A 25,776-nucleotide genomic window follows, 5' to 3' on the forward strand; every position below is an offset into this window, starting at 1 on the left:
TCATAACGTGAGCGATTGTTCAATAAGGCGGCGATGCTCGTCAACCCGCAAAAGACGCGGGTTGCGCAAAAGCGCAATGCCGCGTATCGCATGCGATGTATTCTCCGGAGCGCCGATATTTCAATGATGCGCGGTCGATTCGTCGGTAAATTCTCGATTCGAGTCTTTCTTATCAGAAGGAGTGGAGGCTGTCCTTCATGAGTTTAAGAATCGTCTTGCATTTATAGGTGATTTTTCTTATATCTGCGGAGAATCGTCTTATTCGCGACGGAAGTGCCGCGACACGATTTTCCCGGTGCGGCATTTTTTCACGCCGGGCGGCGCCGCGACCCCGATGCGGTTCGGCGCAGGGCGAACAACCCCCTTGCGCAACGCGGCGGAACGGAGAATCATCGACAGGCTCGCCGCCTGTCGCGCGGCGAACGCCTTTTCGTTCCGTCACCACTCTTTTGTCATGTCCATCGATTACTCGCCGATTCCCTGTCCCGTCGTCGTGCCGCTCGACGCGATCCTGCCCGAAGAACCGCTGCTGATGATGGGGGCCGGCCCGGTCCCGATCCCGGCCGCCGTCGCCAAGGCGAACACGATCGTGATCAACCACCTCGGCGCGACGATGGCGAAGATCATCGAGCAGGTCAAGGAAATGGCGCGCTACGTGTTCCAGACCCGGACCAAATGGGTGCTCGGCGTCGCGGGGCCGGGCTCGGCCGCGATGGAAATGGCGATGTCCAATCTCGCCTGGCGCGGCACGCGCGTGCTGGCGATCAAGAACGGCTTCTTCAGCGCGCGGATGGCCGAGATGGCGACGCGCGTCGGCGCCGACGTGTCGGTGCTCGAGGTGCCGGACCGCTCGGTCGCGAGTCTCGAAGAAGTCGCCGAGGCGATCGCGCGCGAGCGGCCGGAGGTCGTCACGATCGTCCACGGGGAGACCTCCAACACCGTCTGGAACCGCGACCTGCGCGAGATCGCCGCGCTCGCGAAGGCGGCGGGCGCGCTCGTCGTCGTCGATGCGGTCTGTACGCTGTCGACGATGCCGCTCGAGATGGACGCATGGGACATCGACGCGGTGATCACCGGCGGCCAGAAGGGGCTGTCGTCGATTCCCGGCGTGTCGCTGATCGCGTTTTCCGACGCGGCGTGGGCGCGGATGAAGAGCCGTCCCGAGCCGAACGCGCACTGGTGCCTCGACATGGCGCTCGCCGAGAACTTCTGGCACAACGCCGGCTATCACTACACCGCGCCGGTGTCGGGTGTGCTCGCGCTGCACGAGGCGTTGCGTCTCGTGTGCGCGGAGACCCTCGAAAACCGCTTCGCCCGCCATCTGCGCTGCTCGCTCGCGCTGCAGGCCGGCATTGAGGCGATGGGCCTCGCGCTCTATGCGCCGAAGGCGTGCCGGCTCAATTCGGTGGTCGGGATCGAGACGCCCGAGGGGCTGACGCCGGGGATGATCTGCGGGCACATCTCGAAGCAGTACCAGGTCGAGATCTCCGGCTCATTCGGCTTGCCGATCGTGCGGATCGGGCAGATGGGCGAGCAGTGCCGCGAACACAACCTGTTCCGCACGCTGCATGCGTTCGGCCGCACGATGCTCGACCTCAAGGTGGGCGTCGACCTGCCGGCCGGGGTCGCGGCGCTCGAACAGGCGCTGTCGGAGCGCGGCTGACCGTTCGCGCCGGCGCTTGCGGGCGTCGGTGTGTCGTGCGAGCCGGGAGCGGTGCGCCTACCCGGCCTGCATCACCTGCCGGTAGGCATTCGGCGTGGCGCCGTGCGCGTCGCGGAAGCGGTGACTGAAGTGCGCGGGGTTCGCGTATCCGCATTGCGCGGCGATCTGCGCGAGCGGCAGCGCGGTCGAACGCAGCAGCGTGCGCGCCCGCGCAAGGCGCTGCTCGGCGATCCACGCGTGCGGCGTGTGGCCGAACGACAGACGGAACATCCGCGCGAAGTGGTATTCGGATAGCGCCGCGACGTCGGCCAGTTCGCCGAGCGTCAGCGGCTGTGTCAGGCACGCGTCGATATAGTCGCGCACGCGGCGGCGCACCGCAGGCGCCAGGCCGCCCTTGAACGGCGCGTCGGTGCGCGCCACGCCTTGCCCGCGCAACAGCAGGCTCAGTACGTCGTGCGCGGTTTCGTTCGCGCGCAGCCGCCCGTCGGCGTCGTCCCAGTGCTCCAGTACGAGCGACTGGCACAGCGCGGCGACCCGCGGGTCCTCGAAATAGGTGCGGTCCGCGAGCGTCATTTCGCGCGGCTCGCGGTCGAGTTCGCGGATCGCGCGGCGTGCGAAATGCTCGGGCAGGAAATACAGGTGGACGAAATGCATCTCGCCGCGCACCCACCAGCGCGACTCGTGATCGCCCGGCAACGCGCAGAGCAGGCTGGGTGCGCCGTAGCCCGGCACCTTCTGGCGCTCCGTGCGGTAGCCGCCGTCGAGATAGCACGACAGCGTGTGATGCCCCGGCTGCTCGTATACCGTTTCGCTTTCGTCGGTGATGCGCGTCCACTCGGCGATCGCCAGGTGGTCGCCGAGCCACGCGAAGCGCTCGAGCGTGGCGTTCGCCTCGCTCAGCGTGCGGCACACCGATTGCAGGCCGAACGGCATCTCGCCGCCGGGGGCATCGGCGGCGGGCACGGACGAGGCAGCGGCAGTCGGAACGGAAGGACGTGTGCGCATGATCGGACGAGTATAAGGCGCGCGTGCGGGCGCCGCGCGCCGCGCGGGAAATGACCGCAATCCTGGACAATCGGCCGGCGGCGCGCAGCGGCATAGTCGGGTGTCCCGTTTCGATCCGGCTTGCGCCGCCCGTTTGCAATGAACCTGTCGCTCTACCTGCTCACCGTGCTGATCTGGGGCACGACGTGGATCGCCATCAAGTGGCAGCTCGGCAGCGTGCCGCCGCCCGTGTCGATCGCCTGGCGTTTCTGGCTTGCGGCCGCGGTGCTCTTCATGCTGCTGCGGGTGCTGCGCCGGCCCGCGAGGCCGCCGCGCGACGCATGGCGCTATCTCGTCGCGCAGGGTGTGGCGCTTTTCTGCATCAATTTCCTGTGCTTCTACTACGCCGAGCGGATCGTGCCGAGCGGGCTCGTCGCGGTGGTGTTCTCGACCGCGCCGTTGCTCAACTCGATCAACGGCCGGCTGTTCATGGGCCGGCCGCTGCGGCCGTCGGCGCTGGCCGGCGCGATGCTCGGGCTGGTCGGCATCGCGTGTCTGTTCCTGCAGCAGATGGCCCACCACATCGGCGACCACACGATCTGGCTCGGCCTCGCGGTCGCGTTCGCCGGCACGATGTGCTTCTCGGCCGGCAACCTGCTGTCGAGCCGGATGCAGTCGATGGGGCTCCATCCGCTCGTGACCAACGCGTGGGCCATGCTGATCGGCGCCGCGATCCTGACCGCCGGCAGCCTCGCGGCGGGGCTGTCGTTCGTGCCGGACACGAGCCCGCGCTATCTCGGCGCGCTCGCGTATCTGGCCGTGCCCGGCTCGGTGATCGGGTTCACCGCCTACCTGACCCTCGTCGGACGCATCGGGCCGGAGCGCGCCGCGTATTGCACGGTGTTGTTCCCGATCGTCGCGCTGGCCGCGTCGACGGTGTACGAGGGTTACCGCTGGTCGGCGCTCGCGGTGGTCGGCCTGATGCTGGTGGTGGCCGGGAATCTCGTCGCGTTCGATCTGACGCGCAGGCTCTTTGCGCGCGCGCCGTGGGCGGGATGGAGCGGCTCGCGCGGGGAGGGGCAGCGCGCGCCGCGCTGAAAGGCGAAATCGCTCAATAGCGGGCACTTGCTCTGCCGGTATGCTTGCCTGTCGGGTTCCGCGGGCAAGAGTGGGCCGCGCGCCCGGCATGACGATCGGAGGGGCTTCCATGCGCGAGTTGAACCTGAGCAAGGCTTTCACCCTGATGGAATCGGGGCCGGTGGTTCTCGTGACGACACATGACGGGGGGAAAGACAACATCATGACGGTCTCCTGGACCATGGTGATGGATTTCACTCCGGTATTTGCCATCACCACGGGTGAATGGAATTACTCCTTCGCGGCATTGCGCAAGAATCGGGAGTGCGTCATTGCGATACCCACCGTTGACCTGCTGGACAAGGTGGTCGGCATCGGGACATGCACCGGGGCCGATATGGACAAGTTTTCCAGGTTCGAGCTCACGCGGGTGCCGGCCAGGCTCGTCAGGCCACCGTTGATTAGGGAATGCGTCGCCAACATCGAGTGCAAGGTCATCGACATCGTCGAAAGGCACAACATCGTCGTGCTGGAGGGCGTTGCCGCCTACGTCGACACCGCACGCGAGGAGAAGCGCACGGTTCATGCAGTGGGCGACGGAACGTTCATTGTCGACGGGCGCAAGATCGACCGGAAGAAGATGATGGCCTCCAGGCTCCCACCGGGCGTTTAGCGTCGATTGGCTAGCGCCTGTTCCCGCTAATGACGGACTTGCGCTGGCAGCCAAAAGGGCCGAGCGCGCGGAGCGTGACGCGGCGATCGGCCCTTCTGCCGGCCCGGGTCGGCAGCCGATTGAACCGGTCGGCGCGGCGAATGGGTGAAACCGTTCCGCCGGCGTACCGACGTTCAGTGTTCTTCTCGGGCGCCCGGACGGCCGTTCGTCGGCAGGCAGCGGGCGTTCGGCCGCCCATCGCGCCCGTCGGGCCATCGACTGCCGCCGCTTGTGTTCGCCCCCTCCGTTGCTAGACTGAAAAATACCGCAGGAGGCCGCTTGCGCGGCAGTCGCCCGTCGCGAATCGGCAGACGGATGACGGGCGCGCAGCTGGCCGACCAGGAGGCAACGTGAAACGCTTCATTGCGAGGCTCGGCAAGCGCATGACATCGAGGCTGGCGCGGGGCACCGTGGCGGGCGCGGTTCTGCTGGCGTCTTCGGCCTTTTTCGCGTCGGCATATGCCCAGCCCGTCGTCACGGGGCCGCTCAGCATCAGCGGGTCGCTCGTCGTGCTCGGGCCGGTGACGGTCGACGGCTCGCTGACGGTGGCCGGCGACATCTACGCCCGCGGTCCGATCACGGCGGAGTGGATCGAACGGATTCCGCCCGGCGATCCCGCCGTACGCAGGCGCTGGGGCGAGCGCACGATTCGTGGCCCGCTTACCGTGCACGGCCCGCTGATCGTGCATGGCGATCTGGAAGCGCATGGCCCGATCACCGTCGGCGGCCCCGCCGGCGCCGTCGGCCGCGTGGATGCCGAGGGCCCGATTACCGAGCGCCGTTGAAGGCGCCACCGCCTCAAAGCCAGGTGCCGCCCTGACGTTCGCTCGGCTCTTCGGCCAGGGCGTCGAAATCGTGGATCCAGTCCAGGTGATGCAGCACGCTGTCGCGCGCGCCTGCGCGGCATCTCCGATCAGCGTCACGCGGCCCTTGCTCCAGCGGCCTGGCGTCGCGCTCGATACGGTTCGCAACACCAGCGTCAATCTGAGCGACGAGATGGTCGACGGCCGAGTCGATCTGGCCATCGGCCTGCTGCCGCAACTCAAGGGGGGCTTCTATCAGCGCCGCCTGTTCGATCGGCGCTAATCGATCGGCGCTAATTCCGAACCATTCAGCAAGAGATAGGGTGATGGATGGTTTGCTGTCCTGTTGGGTGCTGCCGCGAGGACATTCCCGTTTGCGGTCGGGGTGGCCCGAAAAAAAACCGCCCGTACAATGCGGACGGCTTCTTGCATCTCGCGGGCGCCAGCCCGACGCGCCGCGCCCTCAGGCCACCGCGCCACTTCTCCCGAGCCGTGCCTGACGCCGATACAGCGCCGCCGACAGCGCGACGCCCGCCGCCGCCGCCACGGCTGCGAACAGGAATACCTGCGGATACCCGAACTCCCCGGCGACATACCCGGCGAGCGGCCCCGTGATCCCGAGCGACAGATCGAGAAACACCGAATAGGCCGACAGCGCCGCGCCGCGGCTCGCGGGCGGCACGAGCGAGACCGCCTCGACGCCGAGCGACGGGAAGATCAGCGCGAAGCCGAAACCGGTGAGTGCCGCGCCGACGAGCGCGACGTGCGGCACCGGCGCGAGCCACAGCAGCACGAGCCCCGAGCATTCGAATGCGAACGACACGATCGCGACCCGGAAGCCGCCGTAGGTCTTGATCATGTTGGCGAACAGCAGGCGCGCGCCGATGAACAGCGTGCCGAACACGGTCAGCGACAGCGCGGCGTTCGGCCAGTGGCGCGCCGCGTAATACAGGGTCACGAAGGTGGCGATCGAGCCGAAGCCCGCCGAGCCGAGCGCGAGCCCGACCCCGTGCGGCAGCACGCGGGTGAACACGCTCGCATACGACAGCCGTTCGCCGTGCACGACCGGCACGGCCGGCATCAGGCGCGCGAGATAGAAGCCCGCCGCGGCGAGCGCGATGACGATCACGCCGATCAGCGCCGGATTCAGCGCATGGGCGATCGCGACGCCGACCGGTGCGCCGAGCGCGAGCGCGCCGTAGGTCGCGATGCCGTTCCACGAGATCACGCGCGCGTTGTGCGAGATGCCGACGCGCCCGATGCCCCACAGGATCGAGCCGGTGCCGCACAGGCTCTCGCCGACGCCGAGCACGAGCCGGCTGGCGACCAGCAGCACGATGCTCGCGGCCGGCCATCGGGCCAGCAGCAGCGCGACCAGCAGCAGCACCCCGGACACGCCGCAGCCGACGAGCCCGCACACCACGGTCTGCTTCGGGCCGAGCGAATCCGCCAGACGCCCGGCGAGCGGGCGGGACGCGAGCGTCGCGAAATACTGCACGCTGATCGCCGCGCCGGCGACGATCGCGGAAAAGCCCAGATCGTTGTGGACGAAGCCGGGCAGCACCGCGAGCGGCAGGCCGATGGTCAGGTAGCAGATGAACGTGAAAACGACGACGGAGACGATTTGCAGCGTGACGGCGAACCCGCTGCGCGGCGTCGAGGCAGAATCGGTTGACATGGGGTCGGAACGGAGGGCCGGAAGCCGGACAGGAAAGTCGAATTCTTACATGGAACCGGTTTTGTCGCAGGTACTATTTGGTTAATTCATGGTCGGCCCCCCATATCGCGGCGCCGATATGGCCGGCATGCGCAGCCGGCTATGGGGGGCGGAAATTTGTGGTGATAGGGTGCACACTGTCATCAACGACAGCAGCGGTCCGGCGCGGGCCGCGTTGCCCAACCAGAAAGACGACACGACACATGAGCGAGCCGATCCGTTTCTATCATCGACACGCGATCCGCGAAGTCGACGGCGCGGACGTGACGCGCACCGTGCTGCAATACCTGCGCGCGGACGCGCACTGCACCGGCACCAAGGAAGGCTGCGCGGAAGGCGACTGCGGCGCATGCACGGTCGTCGTCGGCGAGTTGACCGACGCCGGCACGGTCGCGTTCAACGCCGTCAACGCGTGCATCCGGTTCCTGCCGACGCTCGACGGCAAGGCGCTGTTGACCGTCGAGGACCTGCGCCGGCCGGACGGCTCGCTGCACCCGGTGCAGCAGGCGATGGTCGATTGCCACGGCTCGCAGTGCGGCTTCTGCACGCCCGGTTTCGTGATGTCGATGTGGGCGCTGTACGAGAAGCACGGCGGCGAAGCCTGCGGCCGCGCAGGTGGCGCGAAGGAGGTACCGTCGCGCGACGAGATCGCCGACGCGCTGACCGGCAACCTGTGCCGCTGCACCGGCTACCGGCCGATCCTCGATGCGGCGGTGCGGATGTTCGACGTGGCCGGCCAGGGGGCGGCGGGACCGGCATCGCCCGTCGACGCTGCCGCGCTCGCGCGCACGCTCGCGTCGCTCAGGCGCGACGACACGTTCGAGTACGAGCACGCGGGCGCGCGCTTTGCGGCGCCGCGCACCCTCGATGCGCTCGCCGCGCTGAAGGCCGCGCGCCCCGGCGCGCTGATCGTCGCGGGCAGCACCGACATCGGCCTGTGGGTGACGAAGCAGCTGCGGGCGCTCGACGACCTGATCTACGTCGGGCAGGTCGCCGAGCTGCGGCGTATCGCGCACGGCGACGCGTGGATCGAGATCGGCGCGGGCGCCACCCTCGAGGCGGCGTACGCGGCGCTCGCCGACACATATCCGGAACTGACCGAGATGTGGAAGCGCTTCGCGTCGCTGCCGATCCGCAATGCGGGCACGCTCGGCGGCAACGTCGCGAACGGCTCGCCGATCGGCGATTCGATGCCGGGCCTGATCGCGCTCGGTGCGCGCGTCGTGCTGCGCGGCGGCGACGCGGTCCGCGAGCTGCCGCTCGAGGCTTTCTACACCGGCTATCAGAAGCAGGACATCGCGCCGCACGAGTTCGTCGCCGCGCTGAAAGTGCCGGCGCGCAGCGGTGCGCCGGCGAACCTGTCGTTCCGCACCTACAAGGTGTCGAAGCGCTTCGATTCGGACATCTCGGCGGTGTGCGCGGCGTTCGCGTTCATCGCCGACGGCGACGCGATCCGCGAGCCGCGCATCGCGTTCGGCGGGATGGCGGCGACGCCGAAGCGCGCGTCGCACGCGGAGCGCGCGCTCGACGGCGCACGCTGGGACGAGGCGGCCGTGCAGGCGGCGATGCAGGCGCTCGAACGCGACTACGCGCCGCTTACCGACATGCGCGCGACGAGCGGCTACCGGCTCGACGTCGCGAAGAACCTGCTGTACCGCTTCTGGCTCGAGACGCGCGCGCAGGACCCGCTTCCGCCGTCCGCGGTGAACGTGCGCGAAGTCGCCGCGGAAGCGGCGCGCGCCTGACGAGCGAGGCCACGGAGGGCATCATGAACCAGCAAGCCGAAGCGTTCCTCGACGCGCGCGATACACGGGCCAACAGCGAGGCAGACAGCGAGGCCGGCAGCGCGCAGGTCCACGTGTCCCGGCCGCACGAATCCGCGCATCTGCACGTGAGCGGACGCGCCACCTATACCGACGACATCCCGCTCGTCGCCGGCACGCTGCACGCGGCGCTTGGCCTGTCCGCGAAAGCGCACGCGAAGATTCTCTCGATGCATCTCGATGCGGTGCGCGCGACGCCGGGCGTCGCCGCCGTGCTGACCGCCGGCGACATTCCGGGCGTCAACGACTGCGGGCCGATCTTCCACGACGACCCGGTGCTCGCCGACGGCGTCGTGCAGTTCGCCGGCCAGCCGCTGTTCGTCGTCGTCGCGGCGTCGCACGACACCGCGCGGCTCGCCGCGCGGCGCGCGCGGATCGAATACGAGGAACTGCCCGCGATCCTGACCGCGCAGGAGGCGCGCGCGGCCGAATCGTACGTGGTGCCGCCGCTCAGGCTCGCGCGCGGCGACGCGCACGCGCATCTCGCCGCCGCGCCGCACCGCGACGCGGGCGAGATGCGGGTCGGCGGCCAGGAGCAGTTCTATCTCGAAGGGCAGGTCGCGTATGCGGTGCCGAAGGACGACGACGGCATGCACGTCTGGTGCTCGACGCAGCACCCGAGCGAAATGCAGCATCTCGTCGCGCAAGTGCTCGGGATCGCGTCGCACGGCGTGCTCGTCGAATGCCGGCGGATGGGCGGCGGCTTCGGCGGCAAGGAATCGCAGTCGGGCCTGTTCGCGTGCTGCGCGGCGCTCGCCGCGTGGAAGCTGCAGTGCCCGGTGAAGCTGCGCCCGGACCGCGACGACGACATGACGATCACCGGCAAGCGCCACGATTTCCATTACCGCTTCGAGGTCGGCTACGACGACGACGGGCGCATCGACGGCGTGTCGATCGACATGACGTCGCGCTGCGGATTTTCGGCGGACCTGTCGGGGCCGGTGATGACGCGCGCGGTCTGCCACGTCGACAACGCGTACTGGCTGCCGGACGTGACAATCGCCGGATACTGCGGGAAGACCAACACGCAGTCGAACACCGCGTTTCGCGGCTTCGGCGGCCCGCAGGGCGCATTCGCGATCGAGTACGTGATCGACAACATCGCGCGCACGCTCGGCCGCGATCCGCTCGACGTGCGCTACGCGAACCTGTACGGCAAGACCGGGCGCAACGTCACGCCGTACGGCCAGACGGTGGAGGACAATGTGCTGCCCGAGCTGCTCGCCGAGCTCGAGGCGTCGAGCGATTACCGCGTGCGGCGCGCGAAGGTGCGCGACTTCAACGCACGTAACGCGGTGCTGAAGAAAGGCATCGCGCTGACGCCGGTGAAATTCGGCATCGCGTTCAACGTCACGCACTTCAACCAGGCCGGCGCGCTCGTCCACATCTACACCGACGGCTCGGTGCTGGTGAACCACGGCGGCACGGAGATGGGGCAGGGGCTCAACACGAAGGTCGCGCAGGTCGTCGCGCACGAGCTCGGCATCCGCTTCGAGCGGGTCCGCATCACGGCGACCGACACCAGCAAGGTCGCGAACACGTCGGCGACCGCGGCGTCGACGGGCTCCGACCTGAACGGCAAGGCCGCGCAGGACGCCGCAAGGCAGTTGCGCGAGCGGCTCGCGGCGTTTGCCGCGACGCGGTACGGCGGCGGCGCGGCGGACGCGGGCAGCGTGCGGTTCGGCAACGACTGCGTGTGGATCGGCGGCAATGCGGTGCCGTTCGGCGAAGTCGTCGCGAACGCGTATCACGCGCGCGTGCAGCTCTGGTCGGACGGTTTCTATGCGACGCCGAAGCTGCACTGGAACCCGGCGACGCTGCAAGGGCGGCCGTTTTTCTATTACGCGTACGGCGCGGCGGTGTCGGAAGTGGTGATCGACACGCTGACGGGCGAGATGCGCACGCTGCGGGTCGATGCGCTGCACGACGTCGGCGCGTCGCTGAACCCGGCGATCGACATCGGCCAGGTCGAGGGCGCGTTCGTGCAGGGGATGGGGTGGCTCACGACCGAGGAACTGTGGTGGAGCCCGAGCGGCGAGCTGAACACGCATGCGCCGTCCACCTACAAGATTCCGGGCGTCAGCGACTGTCCGCCCGAATTCAACGTGCGCCTGTTCGACAACCGCAACGCCGAGGACAGCATCCATCGCTCGAAGGCGGTCGGCGAGCCGCCGCTGCTGCTGCCGTTCTCGGTGTTCTTCGCGGTGCGCGACGCGGTCGCGGCGGCCGGCGACGGCCGGCTCAACCCGCCGCTCGACGCGCCGGCCACGCCCGAGGCGATCCTGCGCGCGGTGCAGGCCGTGCGCGCGGCGCGGGCGGGCTGACATGACGCTCGCACCGGGAACCGGACGGCGCAACCGCGCGACGGGGACGCCCGTGCCGATGCACATCGTGCTGTTCGGCGCGGGGCACGTCGGCCAGGCGCTCGCGACGCTGCTCGGCCGCCTGCCGTGCGTCGTGCAATGGGTCGACGCGCGCGACGAGCTGTTCCCCGACGAGTGTCCGCCGAACGTGCAGCCGGAGCCGACCGACACGCCCGAGGCGCTCGTCGACGCGGCGCCGCCGGGCGCGTACTTCCTCGTGATGACGCATCATCACGGGCTCGATTTCACGCTCGCCGAGCGCATCCTGCGGCGGCGCGATTTCGCGTACTTCGGGATGATCGGCTCGCGCACGAAGCGCGTGAAGTTCGAGCGGCGGCTCGTCGCGCGCGGCGTCGCGCCCGAACGCGTGCGCGAGATGGTGTGCCCGATCGGCATCGCGGGCATCGCCGACAAGACCCCGGCCGCGATCGCGGTCGCGGTCTGCGCGGAGCTGTTGCAGGTGCGCGCAGGGATGCCGGTCGCCGCGGCGAAGGCGTCGGGGGAGATCGCCGCGTCGTGCGTGCCGTGAACGCGCCTGTATTCCGCTTGTCCCCACGGAGACTTCCAGCGGCCGGCGCAAGTCCGAATCCTGCGTCCCGGCCGCTGGCTGTCCCGCACCGTCAGCGATGCGTGACGGCAGGCATCAGGCGCGACCCTTCGGCAGCGTGCTGACGCGCTTCACCTCCTGGGATTCGAGCCAGTTCGGCGCGCGCGCGCAGTACAGCAGCATCGGCAGCGCATCCTCGCCCCAGAACAGCTGCTGGTTCATCCAGAACGTCGGCACGCCGAACACGCCGAGCGCGAGCGCCTCGTCGTTGTTGCGGCGCAACTGCGCGACCGTCTCCTCGAATTCGATCAGCGCGTCGCCGTGCCCGACGCCGACCCGCTCGCACAGCGCGGCGAAGCCGTCCGGCGTCGACGGATCGTTGCCGTCGCGCCAGATGAAGCGAAAGATGTCGCGCACCGTCGTGATGTCGGCGCGCAGCGCGATCGCGAGGCGCAGCACCCGCTCGGAGTCGAACGGGTGCGCGGGCGGCATCCTGAACGGGATCGCGAGCTGTTCGGCGCGGAACAGCGCATGGCGGTAGGTGAACACGCGCTTGGCGGGCACGTCCGCGCTCGAGCGCTGGCCCCAGTGCCGCTGCAGCGTGTACAGCGAGACCGGCACCGGCTCGAACGGGACCGTCGGCCATTTTTCGTGCTGTTCGAGCAGGAGATAGGAGAACGGCGAGACGAAGTCGAAAAACCAGGCGGGCTGGGCAGTATCGAGGCCGGCTGTCATGACAATCTCCTGAGGGAAACGCGGACGGCGCGCGGCCGTTTCTTCGATGTGACGCGGCGGCGGCGCGGGCTATTGCAATGATGACGGATCGTTCGCCGATGCGGAACCGGGGGCGGCCCGGGGCCCGTTATTCGCGTGAACAGGCCCTAGTCCGCGGGCGGCCCGTCCTGGCTGTGGCCGTGCTCGTGCGGGTGGTCGTGCGACAGCAGCCGCTCGCGGACAAAGCCGATGTGCTCGCGCAGCACGTAGAACTGGCCGGCGTAGGCGAGCGGCATCTTCATCCGGTTGACCGCGTCCTCGATGTCGTCGAGCCGGTCGAGCAGCACCACGCGCTCGTCGGCGGTGTGCTCGCCGAGCGCGCTGCGCTCGAGCGCGATCAGCGCGCCGTACCACCGGTAGATCCGCGAGCGCACCCGCCAGCCGTACAGCGCCGGCACGAGCCGCAGCCCGGGGATCAGCACGACGACCAGCGGCACGATGATGAACAGCAGCCGGTCGGCGAGGCTCGCGACCCAGAACGGCAGCCGGCGGTACAGGAACGTCTTGCCCGACTTGTAGTAGCGCGCCGCGTCGTCGGACAGCGGGAAGCTGCGGGTCACGGGGGACGGGAATTCGCCCGCGCGCTGCAGGATCGTCGCGTGGCCGTGCACTTCGCGCGCGGCTTCGATCAGCAGGTCCGACAGCGCCGGGTGCAGCGTGTCGCGCGCGACGAGCTCGGTCGTCGGCGAGACCGTGTGGATGTCGTCGGGCGGCAGGTTCTGGCCGAGGTCGTAGACGCCCATCGGCAGCGTGATGTCGGTCAGGTACGGAAAGCGCCTCGCGTACGCTTCGGCCTGCGTGAACGAATAGACGTGCACGCCCGGCGCGCGGAACAGCTTCGCCATCACGGGGATCTGCGTGGAGTCGCCGGACAGGAACGCCGCGTCGATCTGGCCGTCGATCAGCGCATGCGCGGCTTCTTCGCCGGTGATCGGCAGCAGTGCCGTCGGGCCGCCCGGCGCGATGCCGTTGATCTTGAGGAGCGCGAGGCCGAGTTCGCGCGCGCCGCTGCCCTCGGCGCCGAGCGCGAGGCGCTTGCCCTTGAAGTCGGACAGGCGGGCGACGATCGGGCCGCGGTACATGATCGCGAGCGGCACGTAGCCGACGCTGCCGAGCGAGATCAGGTGCTCGTCGCGCGACACGGGGCCGATGCCGCTTTGCACGAAGCCGACGTCGACCGTCGCGTGCGGGTCGGACAGGCGCGCGAGGTTCGCCACCGAGCCTTCGGACGGCAGCACGTCGAGCGTGACGCCGTTCTTCGCGAGGATCTCCTTGTACTTCTGCGCGGCGTTCCAGTACGTGCTGCCCGGCGGCCCCGACGAAATCACCAGCGTGGAGGGCGGCGCGGGCTGGATCAGCGCGATCGCCAGCCAGACGGCCCCGGCGGACAGGATCACAGTCGGGCCGATCGACATCGCGAGGTCGCGCCACGACACCGCGACGAAGCGTGCGAGGATGCGGGGCGGCCGGCGGTGGGGCGGGGACGAATTCATGGCGGCAGTCGGCGAATGACGCGGGAATGACGCACAGGTGACGCGGCTTGCAAGCCACGCGCTCTCGCGGCGATGGTACCCGAGTTCCGCGCCGGTGCGCGATCGACGTGCGGCTCGAGGCGCGCAAAAAAAACCGGAGACGCGTCGGCGTGTCCGGTTTTTCGGTGGGCGGCCGCGGGGGCGTGTGTGCTGAACGGCGGGCCGCGCCGATCGGCCCTCGCGGGCTGCTTCGGGCTGGCGGCGCGGCTGGCTTACGCCAGCACGAGCCTGGTGCCGACCCCGACGAGCGTCGCCGCGAGCAGCTTGCGCAGCAGGCGCTCGGGCGCGCGCGTCGACAGGTGGCTGCCGATCATGATGCCGGGCAGCGAGCCGAGCAGCAGCGACACCAGCATCGACCAGTCGACCGAGCCGAGCAGCCAGTGGCCCATCCCGGCGACGAGCGTGAGCGGCACCGCGTGCGCGATGTCGGAGCCGACGATGCGCGTGGTCGCGAGCGTCGGATACAGGAGCAGCAGCACGGTGACGCCGATCGCGCCGGCGCCGACCGACGTCATCGACACCAGCATGCCCAGCACGGCGCCCGTCAGCACCGTGGCGAACAGCGTGCGCGCCGGGCTCGGCGCGATGGGGCTGCGTGCCGCCAGCGCGGCGAGCTGCGGCCTGAACATCAGCGCGAGCGACGTGAGCAGCAGCGCGCCGCCGAGCACGACCTGGATCATCCGCGCGGCGCCCGGCGACTGCATGCCGTACGTGTGCAGCACCCACAGCGTGAGCGCCGCGGCCGGGACGCTGCCGGCGGCCAGCCGGGCCGTGATGCGCCAGTCGACCGAGCCTTTCATCCCGTGCACCAGCGTGCCGGTCGCCTTGGTCGCGGCCGCGTACAGCAGGTCGGTGCCGACCGCCGTGGCCGGGTGCACATTGAACAGCAGCACCAGGATCGGCGTCATCAGCGAGCCGCCGCCGACACCCGTCAGGCCGACGAGGAATCCGACGAACAGGCCGGACGCGGAGTACAGCAGGTCAATATGGGGAAGCGACATCGGAAGCAGGCGGTTATGCGGCGTCAGGCGGCGGCACGCGGGTCAAAGTCCGTCATTGTCGCAAAACTGGCGAATCGATGTACGACTGAGTTAAAAGTCGGACGTTTGGCGCGCCCGCGAGCCGAGGTCCGGACCGTCCGGCCGACTCGCCGCGCGCGCCCCGGACTGGTGCATCCTGCCATGGAGCGCCCGGCCAGACGCACGTCACGCGTTCACGCCCGGCGTCGGGCACCGCGCTCGCGTCACGCGTCGCCGCGCGTTTCCTTCAGATGTTTCAGGTGCTTGTAGACGGTCGCGCGCCCCATGCCGAGTACGTTCGCGACATAGTTCGCCGCGCTCTTGCCGCGAAACGCGCCTTCCGCGTAAAGCGCCTCGACCAGTTCGCGGCGGTGTTCGCGGGTCAGGCCGTTCAGGCCGATCTGCCGCTCGTGCAGCCAGCCGTGCAGGAACGTGTTGATGCGCTCCTGCCAGTCGTCGCGGAACAGCTCGTCGGGCTGCGCGACCACGCCCGCACCCTTGATGAACAGGTCGAGCGTCGCGCGCACGTCCTCGAAGACGGCGATGTTGAAGTTGATGCACATCAGCCCGGCGGGGCGCCCGTCGTCGTCGAACAGCACGTTGCTCACGCAGCGCATCCGCCGCCCGTCCCAGTTGAGCTTCTCGTACGGGCCGATCACGCGCTCGCGCGCCGAGTGTTCGGTTTCCTCGAGCGCCGAATCGTCGCCGATCTCGCGCTTCGACAGGTTGTTCGCGAGATACAGCACGGTCTGGTCGTGCAGATCATGGATCACGACTTCCGCGTACGGGAAGAACAGCGCCGCGATGCCGTCGGCAATCGGCGCATAGCGGGTGAGCAGCAGGTCTTTGACGGGAGATATCTTCTTCTTGCGCATCGGAGTCGCTACCGGGAGTGGGCCGCGCCGGGGCGGCCCGTTCGCGCGGGCGCGCCGGGCCGCGGCGGCGCCTGGCGCCATTGTATCGGCCCGGCGCGCGCGTGACGTTCACGCGCGCGTCAGGTGCGCGTAGAGCGCGTGCGCGATCGCGACGTCTTCGAGGCCGAGGCCGATCGAGCGGAACAACGCATGGCGCGTGCGCGACGGCGCCGGGCAGGCGCCGCGCACCAGCTCGGGCAGGTCGCCCGCCACCTGCGCGGGCGTCCAGCCGTGCTCGGCCGCCGCGCGCTGCATCTCGCCCGCGCTCGCGGGCGTCGTGTGCCGGTAGTCGCAATAGACGTCCATGCCGGGTAGCCACGCGGGCGGGATCTCGTGCGCCTGCGCGACGTTGGTGCTGATCGACGTGACGAGCGCCGGGCGCGTCAGCATGCCGTCATGCAGCACCGGCGTGCCCGACGACGTGCACAGCATCACGACGTCGGCGTCGCGCACGCACCCTTCGACGCTGGCCGCCGCCTTCGCGCGCGGATCGAGCTGCGCAAGCGCGGCCTGCCGCGCCGCGTCGCCGGCGAGCGAGGGCGAGTAGACGTCGATCGTCTCCCAGTCGCGCAGCGCCGCCGTGTGACGCAGGTGGGCGAGACCCGCGGCGCCCGCGCCGACGATCGCGAGGCGCCGCGCGGCGCCCGGCGCCAGGCAGTCGACGGCGAGCGCCGTGGTGCCGGCGGTGCGCTCGACGGTCAGCAGGCCGGCGTCGCACCACATCAGCGGCTGGCCGGTTCGCATCGACATCAGCGCGGTCCACGCGGTGACGATCGGCTTGCCGCCCGTCACGATGTACGGCGACAGCTTCGCGCCGAACACCTGTTCGTCGGCGAGCGCGCCGAGATACGTGATGAAGTCGCCCGCCTGCTCCGGAAACAGCGTGAGCGTCTGCGGCGGCTGCACCGCGCGCGCTTCGCCGAGCGCGCCGAACATGCGGCGCAGCGTGCCGAGCACGTCGAGCGAGGGCAATGCGGCGCGCACCGCCGCTTCGTCGACGGTGAGGGGCAGGGCCGGTGCGGCGTGAGTCATGAAAGCATCTCCAGTCGGGAGCCGGGCGGCCTCGCGGCGCGGTGCCCGGTGAGGGATTTTTGGTGGACTAAAAGTCTAGTATAGACTGAAATGCGCTGCATGAGTTCATGCGGAACGGGCGGCGCGGGCGGATGCGGAAGCTTGGAAATCCATAAAAATCAATGGACTGCGCGTCGATGCCGGTGCGCGCGCGGCGGGCGGGCCGCGCATCGGGATGTCGCGAATATTGTATTCGGTTGAGTCTATAGTAGACTTTAAGTCCATTTTTGCCTGCGGCGCCGCCGCCGTCCGGACTGCCGCATGCCGTCGGCTCCGGCGTCACCGGCGCGCGTCGCGGCAGGCGTGGCACGTCGCCGACTCATTGCCTCAACCCAGACAGGAATCGTCATGAACTGGAAGCTTTCTCTTTGCGCCGCCGCGGCATTCGCGAGCGTGGCCGTCGCGGCCCATGCGGAGCAGTCCGCCAACACGCTGCGCTTCGGGATCGAAGCCGCCTATCCGCCGTTCGAAAGCAAGTCGCCGGCCGGGCAGTTGCAAGGCTTCGACGTCGACATCGGCAATGCGGTGTGCGCGAAACTGAAGATGAAGTGCGTGTGGGTCGAGAACGCGTTCGACGGCCTGATTCCCGCGCTCGAGGCGCGCAAGTTCGACGCGATCAACTCCGCGATGAACATCACCGCCAAGCGCAAGCAGAGCATCGACTTCACGCCGCCGATCTACGTGGTGCCGATCGTGATGGTCGCGAAGCGCGGCGCGCCGCTGCAGCCGGATGCGGCCAGCCTGCGCGGCAAGCGCGTCGGCGTGCTGCAGGGCTCGTCGCAGGAAGATTTCCTGAAGGCGCACTGGGCCGGCGCGGGCGTGTCGGTCGTGTCCTACCAGGATCAGGACCAGATCTACGCGGATCTGGTCGCCGGCCGCCTCGACGCGGCGGTGCAGGAAGCGCAGACCGCGCAGGACGGCTTCCTCGACAAGCCCGCCGGCCGCGACTACCAGATCGTCGGCGCGCCGCTGAAGGATCCGGCGACGCTCGGCGAAGGCACCGGCTTCGGCACGCGCAAGGGCGACAAGGCGCTGCAGGCGAAGATCGTCGGCGCGCTCGATGCGCTCAAGAAGGACGGCACGCTGAGCGCGCTGTCGCAGAAGTACTTCAAGCGCGACATCATCGCGAAGTAAGCGCGGCCGCCGGCCGGTAGCCCGATCCTGCCCGTGCGCGGGTGCGCGGCGGCCGGCCGGACGGCATGCGGGGGCACGGCGGGCCGACGATGCGCGGCCTGCGACGCCCGGCCCGCGCCACCCGACACAGCCGATCTCGACGCAACACGAGGAAGCATGGATTTCGACGTCATTGTTCTGGGAGCCGGCATCGTCGGCGTGTCCGCGGCGCTGCACCTGCAGGACCGCGGCCGGCGCGTCGCGCTCGTCGACCGGCGCGGGCCGGGCGAGGAAACCAGCCACGGCAACGCGGGGCTGATCGAGCGTTCGTCGGTCGTGCCGTACGCGTTTCCGCGCACGTTCGGCACGCTGCTGCGCTATGCGCGCAACCGCTCGATCGACCTTTACTGGGACTACAAGGCGCTGCCGGCCTATGCGGGCTGGCTCGCGCGTTTCTGGCGGGAGTCGTCGCCCGAGCGGCTCGCCGCCGCCGCGCACGACATGCTGCCGCTCGTCGCGGCGAGCGTGGACGAGCACGACGCGCTGATTGCCCGCGCGGGCGCCGCGCCGCTCGTCCATGACGGCGGCTGGATCGAGGCGTTCCGCTCGCCCGCGCATTTCGACGCGGAGACGCGGGCGCAGCAACGCATCGCGCGCGACCACGGCCTGCGCATGACGGTGCTCGACGCGGCGGCGCTGCGCGCGAAGGAGCCGAGCATCGGCGACGCGTTCTGCGGTGCGTTTCATTGGCAGGACCCGAAGACGGTGTCGAACCCCGGCGGGTTGACGAAAGCCTATGCGCGGCTGTTCGAGCAGAACGGCGGCGTGTTCCTGCACGGCGACGCGACGACGCTCGCGCAGGCGGGCGAGGGCTGGAGCGTCGAGACGGCGAGCGGGCGCATCGCGGCCCGCGAGGCGGTCGTCGCGCTCGGTCCGTGGTCCGATCAGGTGTTCGCGCCGCTCGGCTACCGGATTCCGTTGCGCGCGAAGCGCGGCTACCACATGCACTACCGCCCGACCCGCACGCCGCTGACCGTGCCGGTGTGCGACACCGAGCAGGGCTTCGTCGTCGCGCCGATGGACGGCGGCCGGCTGCGCCTGACCACCGGTGTCGAGATCGCGCGGCGCGGCGCGCCGCCGACCGGCATCCAGCTGGCGCGCGCGGAGCCGCTGGCGCGCGACGCGTTCGGTATCGGCGAGCGGCTCGATCCGGCGCCGTGGCTCGGGATGCGTCCGTGCACGCCGGACATGCGTCCGGTGATCGGCCCCGCGCCGCGCCATCGGCACCTGTGGTTCGCGTTCGGCCATTGCCACCACGGGCTGACGCTGGGGCCGGCGACGGGCCGCCTGCTGGCCGAGATGATGACCGGCGCGCCCACTTTCACCGATCCGCACCCGTACCGGGCCGCGCGTTTCGACTGAGTGGAATTTTCAGGGGCGTCCGTCCGTTTATCTACCGAGTCACGGCGCTCGCGCGCAGCGGGATAATGGCCGTCATGGAGTCGATCATCCCGTTTCGCGACGCCGATCGCGCCGCGATGCCATGCGAAGGAGAACGGGAATGAAACGGATGCTGCTCATCGCCGCGCTGACGGCCGGGACGTCGTTGCCCGCGTCGGCGGAACTACCGCAGGTCAGCGGCGGGAGGCTGGTCGACGAAGACCATATGACCCTCTACGTATTCGATCAGGACGCGCCGGGCAAGAGCGCGTGCGACAGCGCATGCACGGCCAGCTGGCCGCCGGCGCTGGCCGATGCGTATGACAAGGCGGCCGGCCAATGGAGCCTCGTCACGCGCGTCGACGGAAAACGGCAATGGGCGTACAAGGGCCGCCCGCTGTACCGCTGGAAAATGGACCGCAAGGCCGGCGACGCACTCGGCGACGGCATGGGCGGGATGTGGCACGTGGCGCGGCCGTGACGGCGCGGCCCGACACGGGACATCCGCATGAGCTACGAATCCGACCTGCTGGTCTGGCTGCCGCACCTGACGCGCTATGCGCGCGCGCTGACGGGGGATTGGGCGTGGGCCGACGATCTCGTGCAGGACACGGTGGAGCGCGCGCTGAACAAGCACCCGCCGCGCCCCGACGATAATCTGCGCGCGTGGCTGCTGACGCTGCTGCGCCATCGCTTCATCGACCAGCTGCGCGCGCGGCGCGAGATCGCGGTCGACGACGCGTGCGCGCCGTGGCAGACGATGCCGGCGCCGGCGGGCGAGATCAGCGGGCTGGTGTTGCGCGACGTGCAGCGCGCGCTGTACCGGCTGCCGGTCGAGCAGCGCGAGGTGCTGCTGCTGGTGGCGCTGGAAGGGCTGCGCTACCAGGAGGCCGCGCAGGTGCTGGCGGTGCCGGTCGGCACCGTGATGTCCCGGCTGGCGCGGGCGCGCGAGCACATGCGCGCGCTGCTGTCGGAGGAGCCGGCCGCGCGCGGCGCCGCGTTACGGGTGATCAGGAAGGCATGATGAACGATCCGCACAAGCCCTCGAACGAACCGGACGCCGACGCGTCCGCCCGGCTGCTGTCCGCGTTGCTGGACGGCGAGCTGTCCGGGCCGGAGCGGCGCGAGGTGCTCGCGCGTCTGCAGTCCGATCACGAGGAGACCGAACGCCTCGCGCATTACCGCGCGCAACGCGCCGCGCTGCAGGCGATGTTCCCGCTGTCCGGCGCTGCGCCCGCCATGTTCGTGCAGCGCCGCCCGTCGTGGCGGCGTGCGGTCGCGTTCGGCGTCGGCGGGATCGCGGCGGGGCTGCTGCTCGGCATCGCGTTGCACGCGGGCCTGGCCGGGTTCGCGCGCGAGCCGGCCTTTGCCGAGCGTGCGGACGTGGCCTACGCGGTGTATGCGGCCGACCGGCAGCATCCGGTCGAGATGGACGCGGCGCAGCCGGAGCGTCTCGCGTCGTGGCTGTCGAGCCGCGTCGGGCGGCCGGTGCGCGCGCCGTCGCTGGCCGAATACGGCTACACGTTGATCGGCGGCCGGCTGTTGCCCGGAGAATCCGGCCCGGCCGCGCAATTCATGTACCAGCGCGCGGGCGGCGAGCGCGTGACGCTGTACGAGACCGCCGTCGCCGGACGGAACCTGACGCCGCGCGCGCTGCTCGCCGACGGCCGCCACACGTTCTACTGGACCGACCGCGGGATCGGCTATGCGCTGTCCGGGCGCGGCGACGCCGCGCGGCTGCGCGAGCTCGCGATGGAAGCGTGCGGCGCGCTCGGCGGGCCGACGGATGCGTGGAAAGGATGACGCGGTGCGCGGGCTGCGCGCGTCGCGGCCGGATGACCGCATCGGGTGCGGTGCGGGCGAGATCACGGAGGGTGCGATGTGGCGGACGACCCGGATCCTGTTGCTGGCGCTGGCGGCGAGCGCGCCGCTCGCGCATGCCGACGACGCGCCCTATCGCGCGCCGGTCGATGCCGACGGCGTGCAGCGCGCCACCATCGTCGGCGGCAGTTATTTCTTTCGCCCGAGCCATGTGATCGTCAGGGCGCATGTGCCGGTCGAGCTGACGGTGTCGGCCGAGGCGGGCCTGATTCCGCACAGCTTCTCGATCGACGCGCCCGAGGCGGGCATCGTGGTGCGGACCGAGCTGAGCCGCAACCCGGCGACCCTCCGCTTCACGCCGACCCGCGCGGGCCGTTACGCGTACTACTGCACGCATCGGCTCCTGTTGTTCAAGAGCCATCGCGAGCGCGGCATGGAAGGCGTGCTGGAGGTCGAGGCGGCGCCGTGATCGCCATCCTGCTGGCCGCCGCCCTGTCAGGAGCGAGCATCGTGAACGATCCCGTGACCGTCGCGCAGGAACATTTCGAGCATGCCACCTCGTACCGGGCGACGATCCGCTCGTGGGCGCGGCAAGGCGCGCACACCGAGATCCGCTATGCGTACCGCAAGCCCGGCTACGTCCGGATGGATTTCGTCGCGCCGCACCACGGCGCGGTGCTGACCTACGATCCGTTCGTTCGCAAGGTGCGGGTGCGGCCGTTCGGCGCCGGGCTGCCGCCGGCGCTGTCGCTGTCGCCGGCCAATCCGCTGGTGCGCGACCCGAACGGCCACCGGGTCGACCAGTCCGACGTCGGCGAACTGTTGCGCCACGTCCGGGCATTGCAGCAAGGCGGCGTGACCGCGATGCAGGGCGAGGAGACGATGGGCGGCCGCACGGCCGTGCGCGTGAGCGTCACCGGCGCGCCCGCGCAGCGGGCCGGGGGCATCCATCGCTATCAGCTCTGGCTCGACGCGGTCGACGGCTTCCCGCTCAAGGTGGTCAGTTTCGCGGACGACGACACGCCGCTCGAAACGGTGATCCTCGACGACGTGGAGATCGACGTCGCGTTTCCCGATCATTTCTTCGACCCGTGACGCGCCGGAGGCGGGATGGCTGAGTACCGGTTTTCGACCACGTGGCGCGTCCATGCGCCGTTGCCGGCGGTCTGGGAGGCGATCTACCAGGTCGACGAATGGCCCGGCTGGTGGAAGGGGGCGGAACGCACGGTCGAGATCGAGCGCGGCGACGCGCACGGCGTGGGGGCGCTGCACCGCTATACCTGGAAGGGCGCGCTGCCGTACCGGCTGACCTTCGACATGCGCGTGCTGCGGATCGAGCCGATGCAGGCGCTGGCGGGCCGCGCGAGCGGCGCGGTCGAGGGCGACGGCCGCTGGGCGTTCGCCGGCGACGGCGAGCGCACCGTCGTGCGCTACGACTGGCACATCCGGACGCACGTGCGCTGGATGAACTGGCTCGCGCCGCTCGTCCGGCCACTCTTCGAATGGAATCACGACGTCGTGATGCGCGAGGGCGCGAGGGGGCTCGCGCAGCGGCTCGGCGCATGCGTCGAGGTGGACGGGCGGACGTTCGCGCCAGCCGCCGGCGCGTGACGCCTCTGCGGACGGCGAGGACTCTGACACCGAGAGACCGAGAGACCGAGAGACCGAGAGACCGAGAGACCGAGAGAGCGAGAGACCGAGAGACCGAGAGACCCAGAGACCCAGAGACCCAGAGACCCAGAGACCCAGAGACCCAGAGACCCAGAGACTCGGAGACTCGGAGACTCAGAGACTCAGAGACTCAGAGACTCAGAGACTCAGTGACTCTCCGACTCGAGCGCCGCCGCGCGTCAGCACGCGTAAGCCATCGCGCCGCCGTCGACGCTCAGCGTGACGCGCTCGCCGGCTGCCGGACAGCAGTGTCCCGGCACGCGCGCCTGCACGCGGATGTCCGGCGCGTGCGCGAGCCGCGCGAACACGTCGGCGTCCTGACCGCCGAAACGCGTGTCCTCGACGATCGCGACGATGCCGGCGGTTGCGCCGCCGGGTGCGACCGGCGCGATGCGGATCTGCTCGGGACGCACCATCGCTTCTGCGGGCCCGTCGGCGAACGGCACGCGCAGCGGCAGTTCGCCGAGCGCGCACGCGATGCGGCCTTGCCGCACGACGCCGGGCAGCAGCACCGCGTGGCCGACGAAACCCGCCAGCTCGCGCGTGGCGGGTGTGCCGTAGAGCGCGCGCGGCGTGGCCGTCTGGACGATGCGCCCGTGCCAGAGCACCGCGACCTCGTCGCCGAGCGCCATCGCCTCGGGCTGGTCGTGCGTGACGAGCACCGAGGTCGCGCCCGCCGCCGTCAGCGCGTCGGCGACGGCCGTGCGCGTCTCGTGGCGCAGCGACGTGTCGAGCGACGAAAACGGCTCGTCGAGGATCACCAGCGACGGCTCGGGTGCGAGCGCGCGGGCCAGCGCGACGCGCTGCTGCTGGCCGCCGGACAGTTGCTGCGGCGCGCGGCTTGCGTACGACGCGGGCAGGCCGACCATCTCCAGCAGTTCGGCGACGCGATGTTGCTGGCGCCGCGCGGCGCGCGGCAGGCCGAACGCGATGTTGTCCGCGACCGTCAGATGCGGGAACAGCGCGCCTTCCTGCGGCACGTAGCCGATCCGGCGCTGCTCGGGCGGCAGGTGCAGGTCGGGCGCGGCGACGCGGCGGCCGTCGATTTCGACGATGCCGCGCTCGGCGCGCTCGAAGCCGCACAGGATGCGCAGCAGCGTCGTCTTGCCGCTGCCGGACGGGCCGAGCAGCGCGAGGCGCGACGCGCGCCGCACCGTCAGGTCGATGTCGTGCAGGACGGCGTGCGGCCCGAACGACTTGTGCAGGCCGTGAATGCGTAATTCGCTCATGAGCGTATCCGATAGGAGGGACGGGCGGCGCGGCTCAGCGGCGCACCGATGCCCGGCCGAGCAACAGGAACAGCAGCCCCGACGCGCCCAGCGACAGCGCCACCAGCAGCGCCGCATACGGCGCGGCGGCGGCGAACGCGAGCGTCGCGGTATCGCTCCACACCTGGGTCGCGAGCGTGCGCGTGCCGGTCGGCGACAGCAGCAGCGTCGCGTTCAGTTCGGTGGCCACCGAGATGAAGACCATCGTCGCGGCGGCGCCGAGGCCGGGCGCCGCGAGCGGCAGCACGACGCGCCACAGCGTCTGTCGCCAGCCGAGGCCGAGCGAGCGGGCGGTTTCCTCGAGCCGCGCCTGCACGTGCGACAGCGCCGCGCGCACGCTGACGACCGCGAGCGGCAGGAACAGGATCGCGTACGCGCCGACGAGCGCCGGCGCGCTCTGGTACAGCGGCTGCAGCAGCCGCACGGTGATCGAGACGATCGCGAGCGCGACGACGATGCCGGGCACGCCCTGCACGGTCATCGCGGTGCGTTCGAGGGCGCTCGCGACGCGGCCCGGGTAGCGTACCAGCAGGAACGCGAGCGGCAGCGCGAGCAGCGTCGTGAGCGCGGCGGCGGCGAGCCCGTAGCCGGCCGACGCGAGCGTCGTCTGCCACAGCAGCCCGGGCGACACGTCGGCGGGCGTGACGGCGGCCGCGCCTTGCTGCGTGAGCCAGTAGCCGATCATCGCGAGCGGCACGCCGAGCGTGGCGGCCGCGAGCGCGGCGAGCGCCGCGACGGCGGCGCCGCGCCAGCGCCCGAGCGGGTAGCGCATCGCGGCGCGCCGCGCGGTGCGGTGCGTGTGGCCGTAGCGCGCGTGGCCGCGTGCGCGCGCCTCGATCGCGAGGCACAGCAGGCACAGCGCGATCAGCACGCAGCCGAGCACCGATGCGCCGCCGCCGTCGAACGCGGTGCGGTACTCGGCATAGATTTCGGTCGTGAAGGTGCGAAAGCGCAGCAGCTGGAACGCGCCGAACTCGGACAGCACGCCGAGCGCGACGAGCAGCATGCCGCCGCACAGCGCGGGACGCAGTTGCGGCAGCACGACCCGCAGAAAGGTGCGCCACGGCGAGCAGCCGAGCGTGCGGGCGCTCTCCTCGAGCGCGGGATCGAATTCCCGCAGCGCGGCGGCGACGGGCAGATAGACGAGGGGGAAATACGCGGACGTCAGCACGATCAGCGCGCCGAGGAAGTCCTGCAGGTCGAGGCTCAGCGACACCCACGCATAGCTCGTGACGAACGGCGGCACCGCGAGCGGCGCGGCGGCGAGCGCGGCCCACAGCGGCCGCGCGGGCAAGGTCGTGCGCTCGACGAGCCAGGCGACCGCGGTGCCGAGCAGCGCGCACGCGAGCGTGACCGCCAACGTGATCGCCAGCGTGTTGACGAGCAGCTCGCCGACCAGCGGGCGCCACAGCAGGTCGATCGCATCGGACGCGCCGAAGGTCGCGGCGCGTCCGATGCGATCGA

General features: G+C 70.2%; 24 protein-coding genes and 2 pseudogenes. 16 read left to right on the forward strand and 10 right to left on the reverse strand.

What is annotated here, in order from left to right; genetic code table 11:
- Positions 1 to 454: 454 nt before the first annotated feature.
- Positions 455 to 1,663, forward strand: coding sequence for a pyridoxal-phosphate-dependent aminotransferase family protein (locus tag LIG30_RS08010; protein ID WP_038711103.1), 1,209 nt, complete (start codon positions 455 to 457; stop codon positions 1,661 to 1,663).
- 57 nt (positions 1,664 to 1,720) lie between these two features.
- Here the strand turns inward: LIG30_RS08010 and LIG30_RS08015 are convergent, their stop codons facing one another.
- Positions 1,721 to 2,668: an AraC family transcriptional regulator gene (locus LIG30_RS08015; RefSeq protein ID WP_152986036.1), complete on the reverse strand. Its 948-nt coding sequence runs from the start codon at positions 2,666 to 2,668 to the stop codon at positions 1,721 to 1,723.
- Positions 2,669 to 2,806: 138 nt separating this feature from the next.
- Here LIG30_RS08015 and LIG30_RS08020 point away from each other — a divergent pair, with 138 nt between their 5' ends.
- The 3 genes from LIG30_RS08020 to LIG30_RS08030 all read left to right on the forward strand — a co-directional run bounded on the left by LIG30_RS08020 (position 2,807) and on the right by LIG30_RS08030 (position 5,221).
- Positions 2,807 to 3,745 (forward strand): DMT family transporter, encoded by a 939-nt coding sequence (locus tag LIG30_RS08020; RefSeq protein WP_051994918.1) that lies wholly within the window; start codon positions 2,807 to 2,809, stop codon positions 3,743 to 3,745.
- Positions 3,746 to 3,854: 109 nt separating this feature from the next.
- Positions 3,855 to 4,397: a flavin reductase family protein gene (locus LIG30_RS08025; protein WP_038711146.1), complete on the forward strand. Its 543-nt coding sequence runs from the start codon at positions 3,855 to 3,857 to the stop codon at positions 4,395 to 4,397.
- 389 nt (positions 4,398 to 4,786) lie between these two features.
- Complete coding sequence (locus LIG30_RS08030) at positions 4,787 to 5,221, forward strand: hypothetical protein (RefSeq protein WP_038711104.1); 435 nt, start codon at positions 4,787 to 4,789, stop codon at positions 5,219 to 5,221.
- Between the two features lie 13 nt (positions 5,222 to 5,234).
- Here the strand turns inward: LIG30_RS08030 and LIG30_RS27625 are convergent.
- Positions 5,235 to 5,387 (reverse strand): annotated as a pseudogene (locus tag LIG30_RS27625) (FAD-dependent monooxygenase); the annotation flags it as partial.
- Between LIG30_RS27625 and LIG30_RS08035 the strand changes: the two are divergent.
- Positions 5,379 to 5,519, forward strand: a pseudogene (locus LIG30_RS08035) (LysR family transcriptional regulator); the annotation flags it as partial. The pseudogenes LIG30_RS27625 and LIG30_RS08035 sit on opposite strands and share 9 nt — an antisense overlap.
- 183 nt (positions 5,520 to 5,702) lie before the next feature.
- Here LIG30_RS08035 and LIG30_RS08040 read toward each other — a convergent pair.
- Positions 5,703 to 6,917: an MFS transporter gene (locus LIG30_RS08040; RefSeq protein WP_038711108.1), complete on the reverse strand. Its 1,215-nt coding sequence runs from the start codon at positions 6,915 to 6,917 to the stop codon at positions 5,703 to 5,705.
- A gap of 242 nt (positions 6,918 to 7,159) precedes the next feature.
- Between LIG30_RS08040 and xdhA the strand changes: the two genes are divergently transcribed.
- From xdhA to xdhC, 3 genes are read left to right on the forward strand one after another with little or no spacing between them, the layout of a single operon-like run.
- Positions 7,160 to 8,701, forward strand: coding sequence for a xanthine dehydrogenase small subunit (gene xdhA / locus LIG30_RS08045; RefSeq protein WP_038711109.1), 1,542 nt, complete (start codon positions 7,160 to 7,162; stop codon positions 8,699 to 8,701).
- Between the two features lie 23 nt (positions 8,702 to 8,724).
- On the forward strand, positions 8,725 to 11,103 hold the full coding sequence (gene xdhB / locus LIG30_RS08050) for a xanthine dehydrogenase molybdopterin binding subunit (RefSeq protein ID WP_038711111.1): 2,379 nt from the start codon (positions 8,725 to 8,727) through the stop codon (positions 11,101 to 11,103).
- Position 11,104: 1 nt separating this feature from the next.
- On the forward strand, positions 11,105 to 11,671 hold the full coding sequence (xdhC, locus tag LIG30_RS08055; RefSeq protein WP_038711113.1) for a xanthine dehydrogenase accessory protein XdhC: 567 nt from the start codon (positions 11,105 to 11,107) through the stop codon (positions 11,669 to 11,671).
- A 114-nt stretch (positions 11,672 to 11,785) separates the two neighbouring features.
- Here the strand turns inward: xdhC and LIG30_RS08060 are convergent, their stop codons facing one another.
- The 5 genes from LIG30_RS08060 to LIG30_RS08080 form a co-directional block, all read right to left on the reverse strand.
- Positions 11,786 to 12,424 (reverse strand): DsbA family protein, encoded by a 639-nt coding sequence (locus LIG30_RS08060; protein WP_038711115.1) that lies wholly within the window; start codon positions 12,422 to 12,424, stop codon positions 11,786 to 11,788.
- A 146-nt stretch (positions 12,425 to 12,570) separates the two neighbouring features.
- Positions 12,571 to 13,956, reverse strand: a complete 1,386-nt coding sequence (locus LIG30_RS08065) for a TAXI family TRAP transporter solute-binding subunit (RefSeq protein ID WP_152986037.1) — start codon at positions 13,954 to 13,956, stop codon at positions 12,571 to 12,573.
- Between the two features lie 251 nt (positions 13,957 to 14,207).
- The gene (locus tag LIG30_RS08070; protein ID WP_038711116.1) at positions 14,208 to 14,996 is read right to left on the reverse strand and encodes a sulfite exporter TauE/SafE family protein; all 789 of its coding nucleotides are present in this window, start codon (positions 14,994 to 14,996) and stop codon (positions 14,208 to 14,210) included.
- Positions 14,997 to 15,238: 242 nt separating this feature from the next.
- Positions 15,239 to 15,889 carry a helix-turn-helix transcriptional regulator gene (locus tag LIG30_RS08075; protein ID WP_038711118.1) on the reverse strand — a complete coding sequence of 217 codons (651 nt, stop codon included), beginning with the start codon at positions 15,887 to 15,889 and terminating at the stop codon, positions 15,239 to 15,241.
- Between the two features lie 108 nt (positions 15,890 to 15,997).
- On the reverse strand, positions 15,998 to 16,960 hold the full coding sequence (locus LIG30_RS08080; protein ID WP_038711119.1) for an ornithine cyclodeaminase family protein: 963 nt from the start codon (positions 16,958 to 16,960) through the stop codon (positions 15,998 to 16,000).
- A gap of 387 nt (positions 16,961 to 17,347) precedes the next feature.
- Between LIG30_RS08080 and LIG30_RS08085 the strand changes: the two genes are divergently transcribed.
- From LIG30_RS08085 to LIG30_RS08120, 8 genes are all read left to right on the forward strand, one after another.
- Complete coding sequence (locus LIG30_RS08085; RefSeq protein ID WP_038711121.1) at positions 17,348 to 18,133, forward strand: ABC transporter substrate-binding protein; 786 nt, start codon at positions 17,348 to 17,350, stop codon at positions 18,131 to 18,133.
- A gap of 156 nt (positions 18,134 to 18,289) precedes the next feature.
- On the forward strand, positions 18,290 to 19,534 hold the full coding sequence (locus LIG30_RS08090) for an NAD(P)/FAD-dependent oxidoreductase (protein WP_038711123.1): 1,245 nt from the start codon (positions 18,290 to 18,292) through the stop codon (positions 19,532 to 19,534).
- Positions 19,535 to 19,673: 139 nt separating this feature from the next.
- On the forward strand, positions 19,674 to 20,033 hold the full coding sequence (locus LIG30_RS08095; RefSeq protein WP_038711124.1) for a COG4315 family predicted lipoprotein: 360 nt from the start codon (positions 19,674 to 19,676) through the stop codon (positions 20,031 to 20,033).
- A gap of 27 nt (positions 20,034 to 20,060) precedes the next feature.
- Positions 20,061 to 20,576, forward strand: a complete 516-nt coding sequence (locus tag LIG30_RS08100; RefSeq protein ID WP_038711126.1) for a sigma-70 family RNA polymerase sigma factor — start codon at positions 20,061 to 20,063, stop codon at positions 20,574 to 20,576.
- Complete coding sequence (locus tag LIG30_RS08105; RefSeq protein WP_200929651.1) at positions 20,573 to 21,355, forward strand: anti-sigma factor family protein; 783 nt, start codon at positions 20,573 to 20,575, stop codon at positions 21,353 to 21,355. The genes LIG30_RS08100 and LIG30_RS08105 overlap by 4 nt, the downstream gene beginning before the upstream one ends.
- A gap of 76 nt (positions 21,356 to 21,431) precedes the next feature.
- Positions 21,432 to 21,842, forward strand: a complete 411-nt coding sequence (locus LIG30_RS08110; RefSeq protein ID WP_038711148.1) for a quinol oxidase — start codon at positions 21,432 to 21,434, stop codon at positions 21,840 to 21,842.
- The gene (locus tag LIG30_RS08115; RefSeq protein ID WP_038711129.1) at positions 21,839 to 22,468 is read left to right on the forward strand and encodes a LolA family protein; all 630 of its coding nucleotides are present in this window, start codon (positions 21,839 to 21,841) and stop codon (positions 22,466 to 22,468) included. Before LIG30_RS08110 ends, LIG30_RS08115 begins: the two co-directional genes overlap by 4 nt.
- A 15-nt stretch (positions 22,469 to 22,483) precedes the next feature.
- Positions 22,484 to 22,984 carry an SRPBCC family protein gene (locus LIG30_RS08120; protein ID WP_038711131.1) on the forward strand — a complete coding sequence of 167 codons (501 nt, stop codon included), beginning with the start codon at positions 22,484 to 22,486 and terminating at the stop codon, positions 22,982 to 22,984.
- Between the two features lie 239 nt (positions 22,985 to 23,223).
- Here LIG30_RS08120 and LIG30_RS08125 read toward each other — a convergent pair whose 3' ends face one another.
- Both LIG30_RS08125 and LIG30_RS08130 read right to left on the reverse strand, forming a co-directional pair.
- Complete coding sequence (locus LIG30_RS08125) at positions 23,224 to 24,273, reverse strand: ABC transporter ATP-binding protein (RefSeq protein ID WP_038711133.1); 1,050 nt, start codon at positions 24,271 to 24,273, stop codon at positions 23,224 to 23,226.
- 34 nt (positions 24,274 to 24,307) lie between these two features.
- On the reverse strand, positions 24,308 to 25,776 hold a 1,469-nt coding region (locus tag LIG30_RS08130), incomplete at its 5' end, for an ABC transporter permease (protein ID WP_038711135.1).

The sequence above is a fragment of the Burkholderia sp. lig30 genome (assembly GCF_000687455.2).
In the GTDB taxonomy this organism is placed as follows: Bacteria; Pseudomonadota; Gammaproteobacteria; order Burkholderiales; family Burkholderiaceae; genus Burkholderia.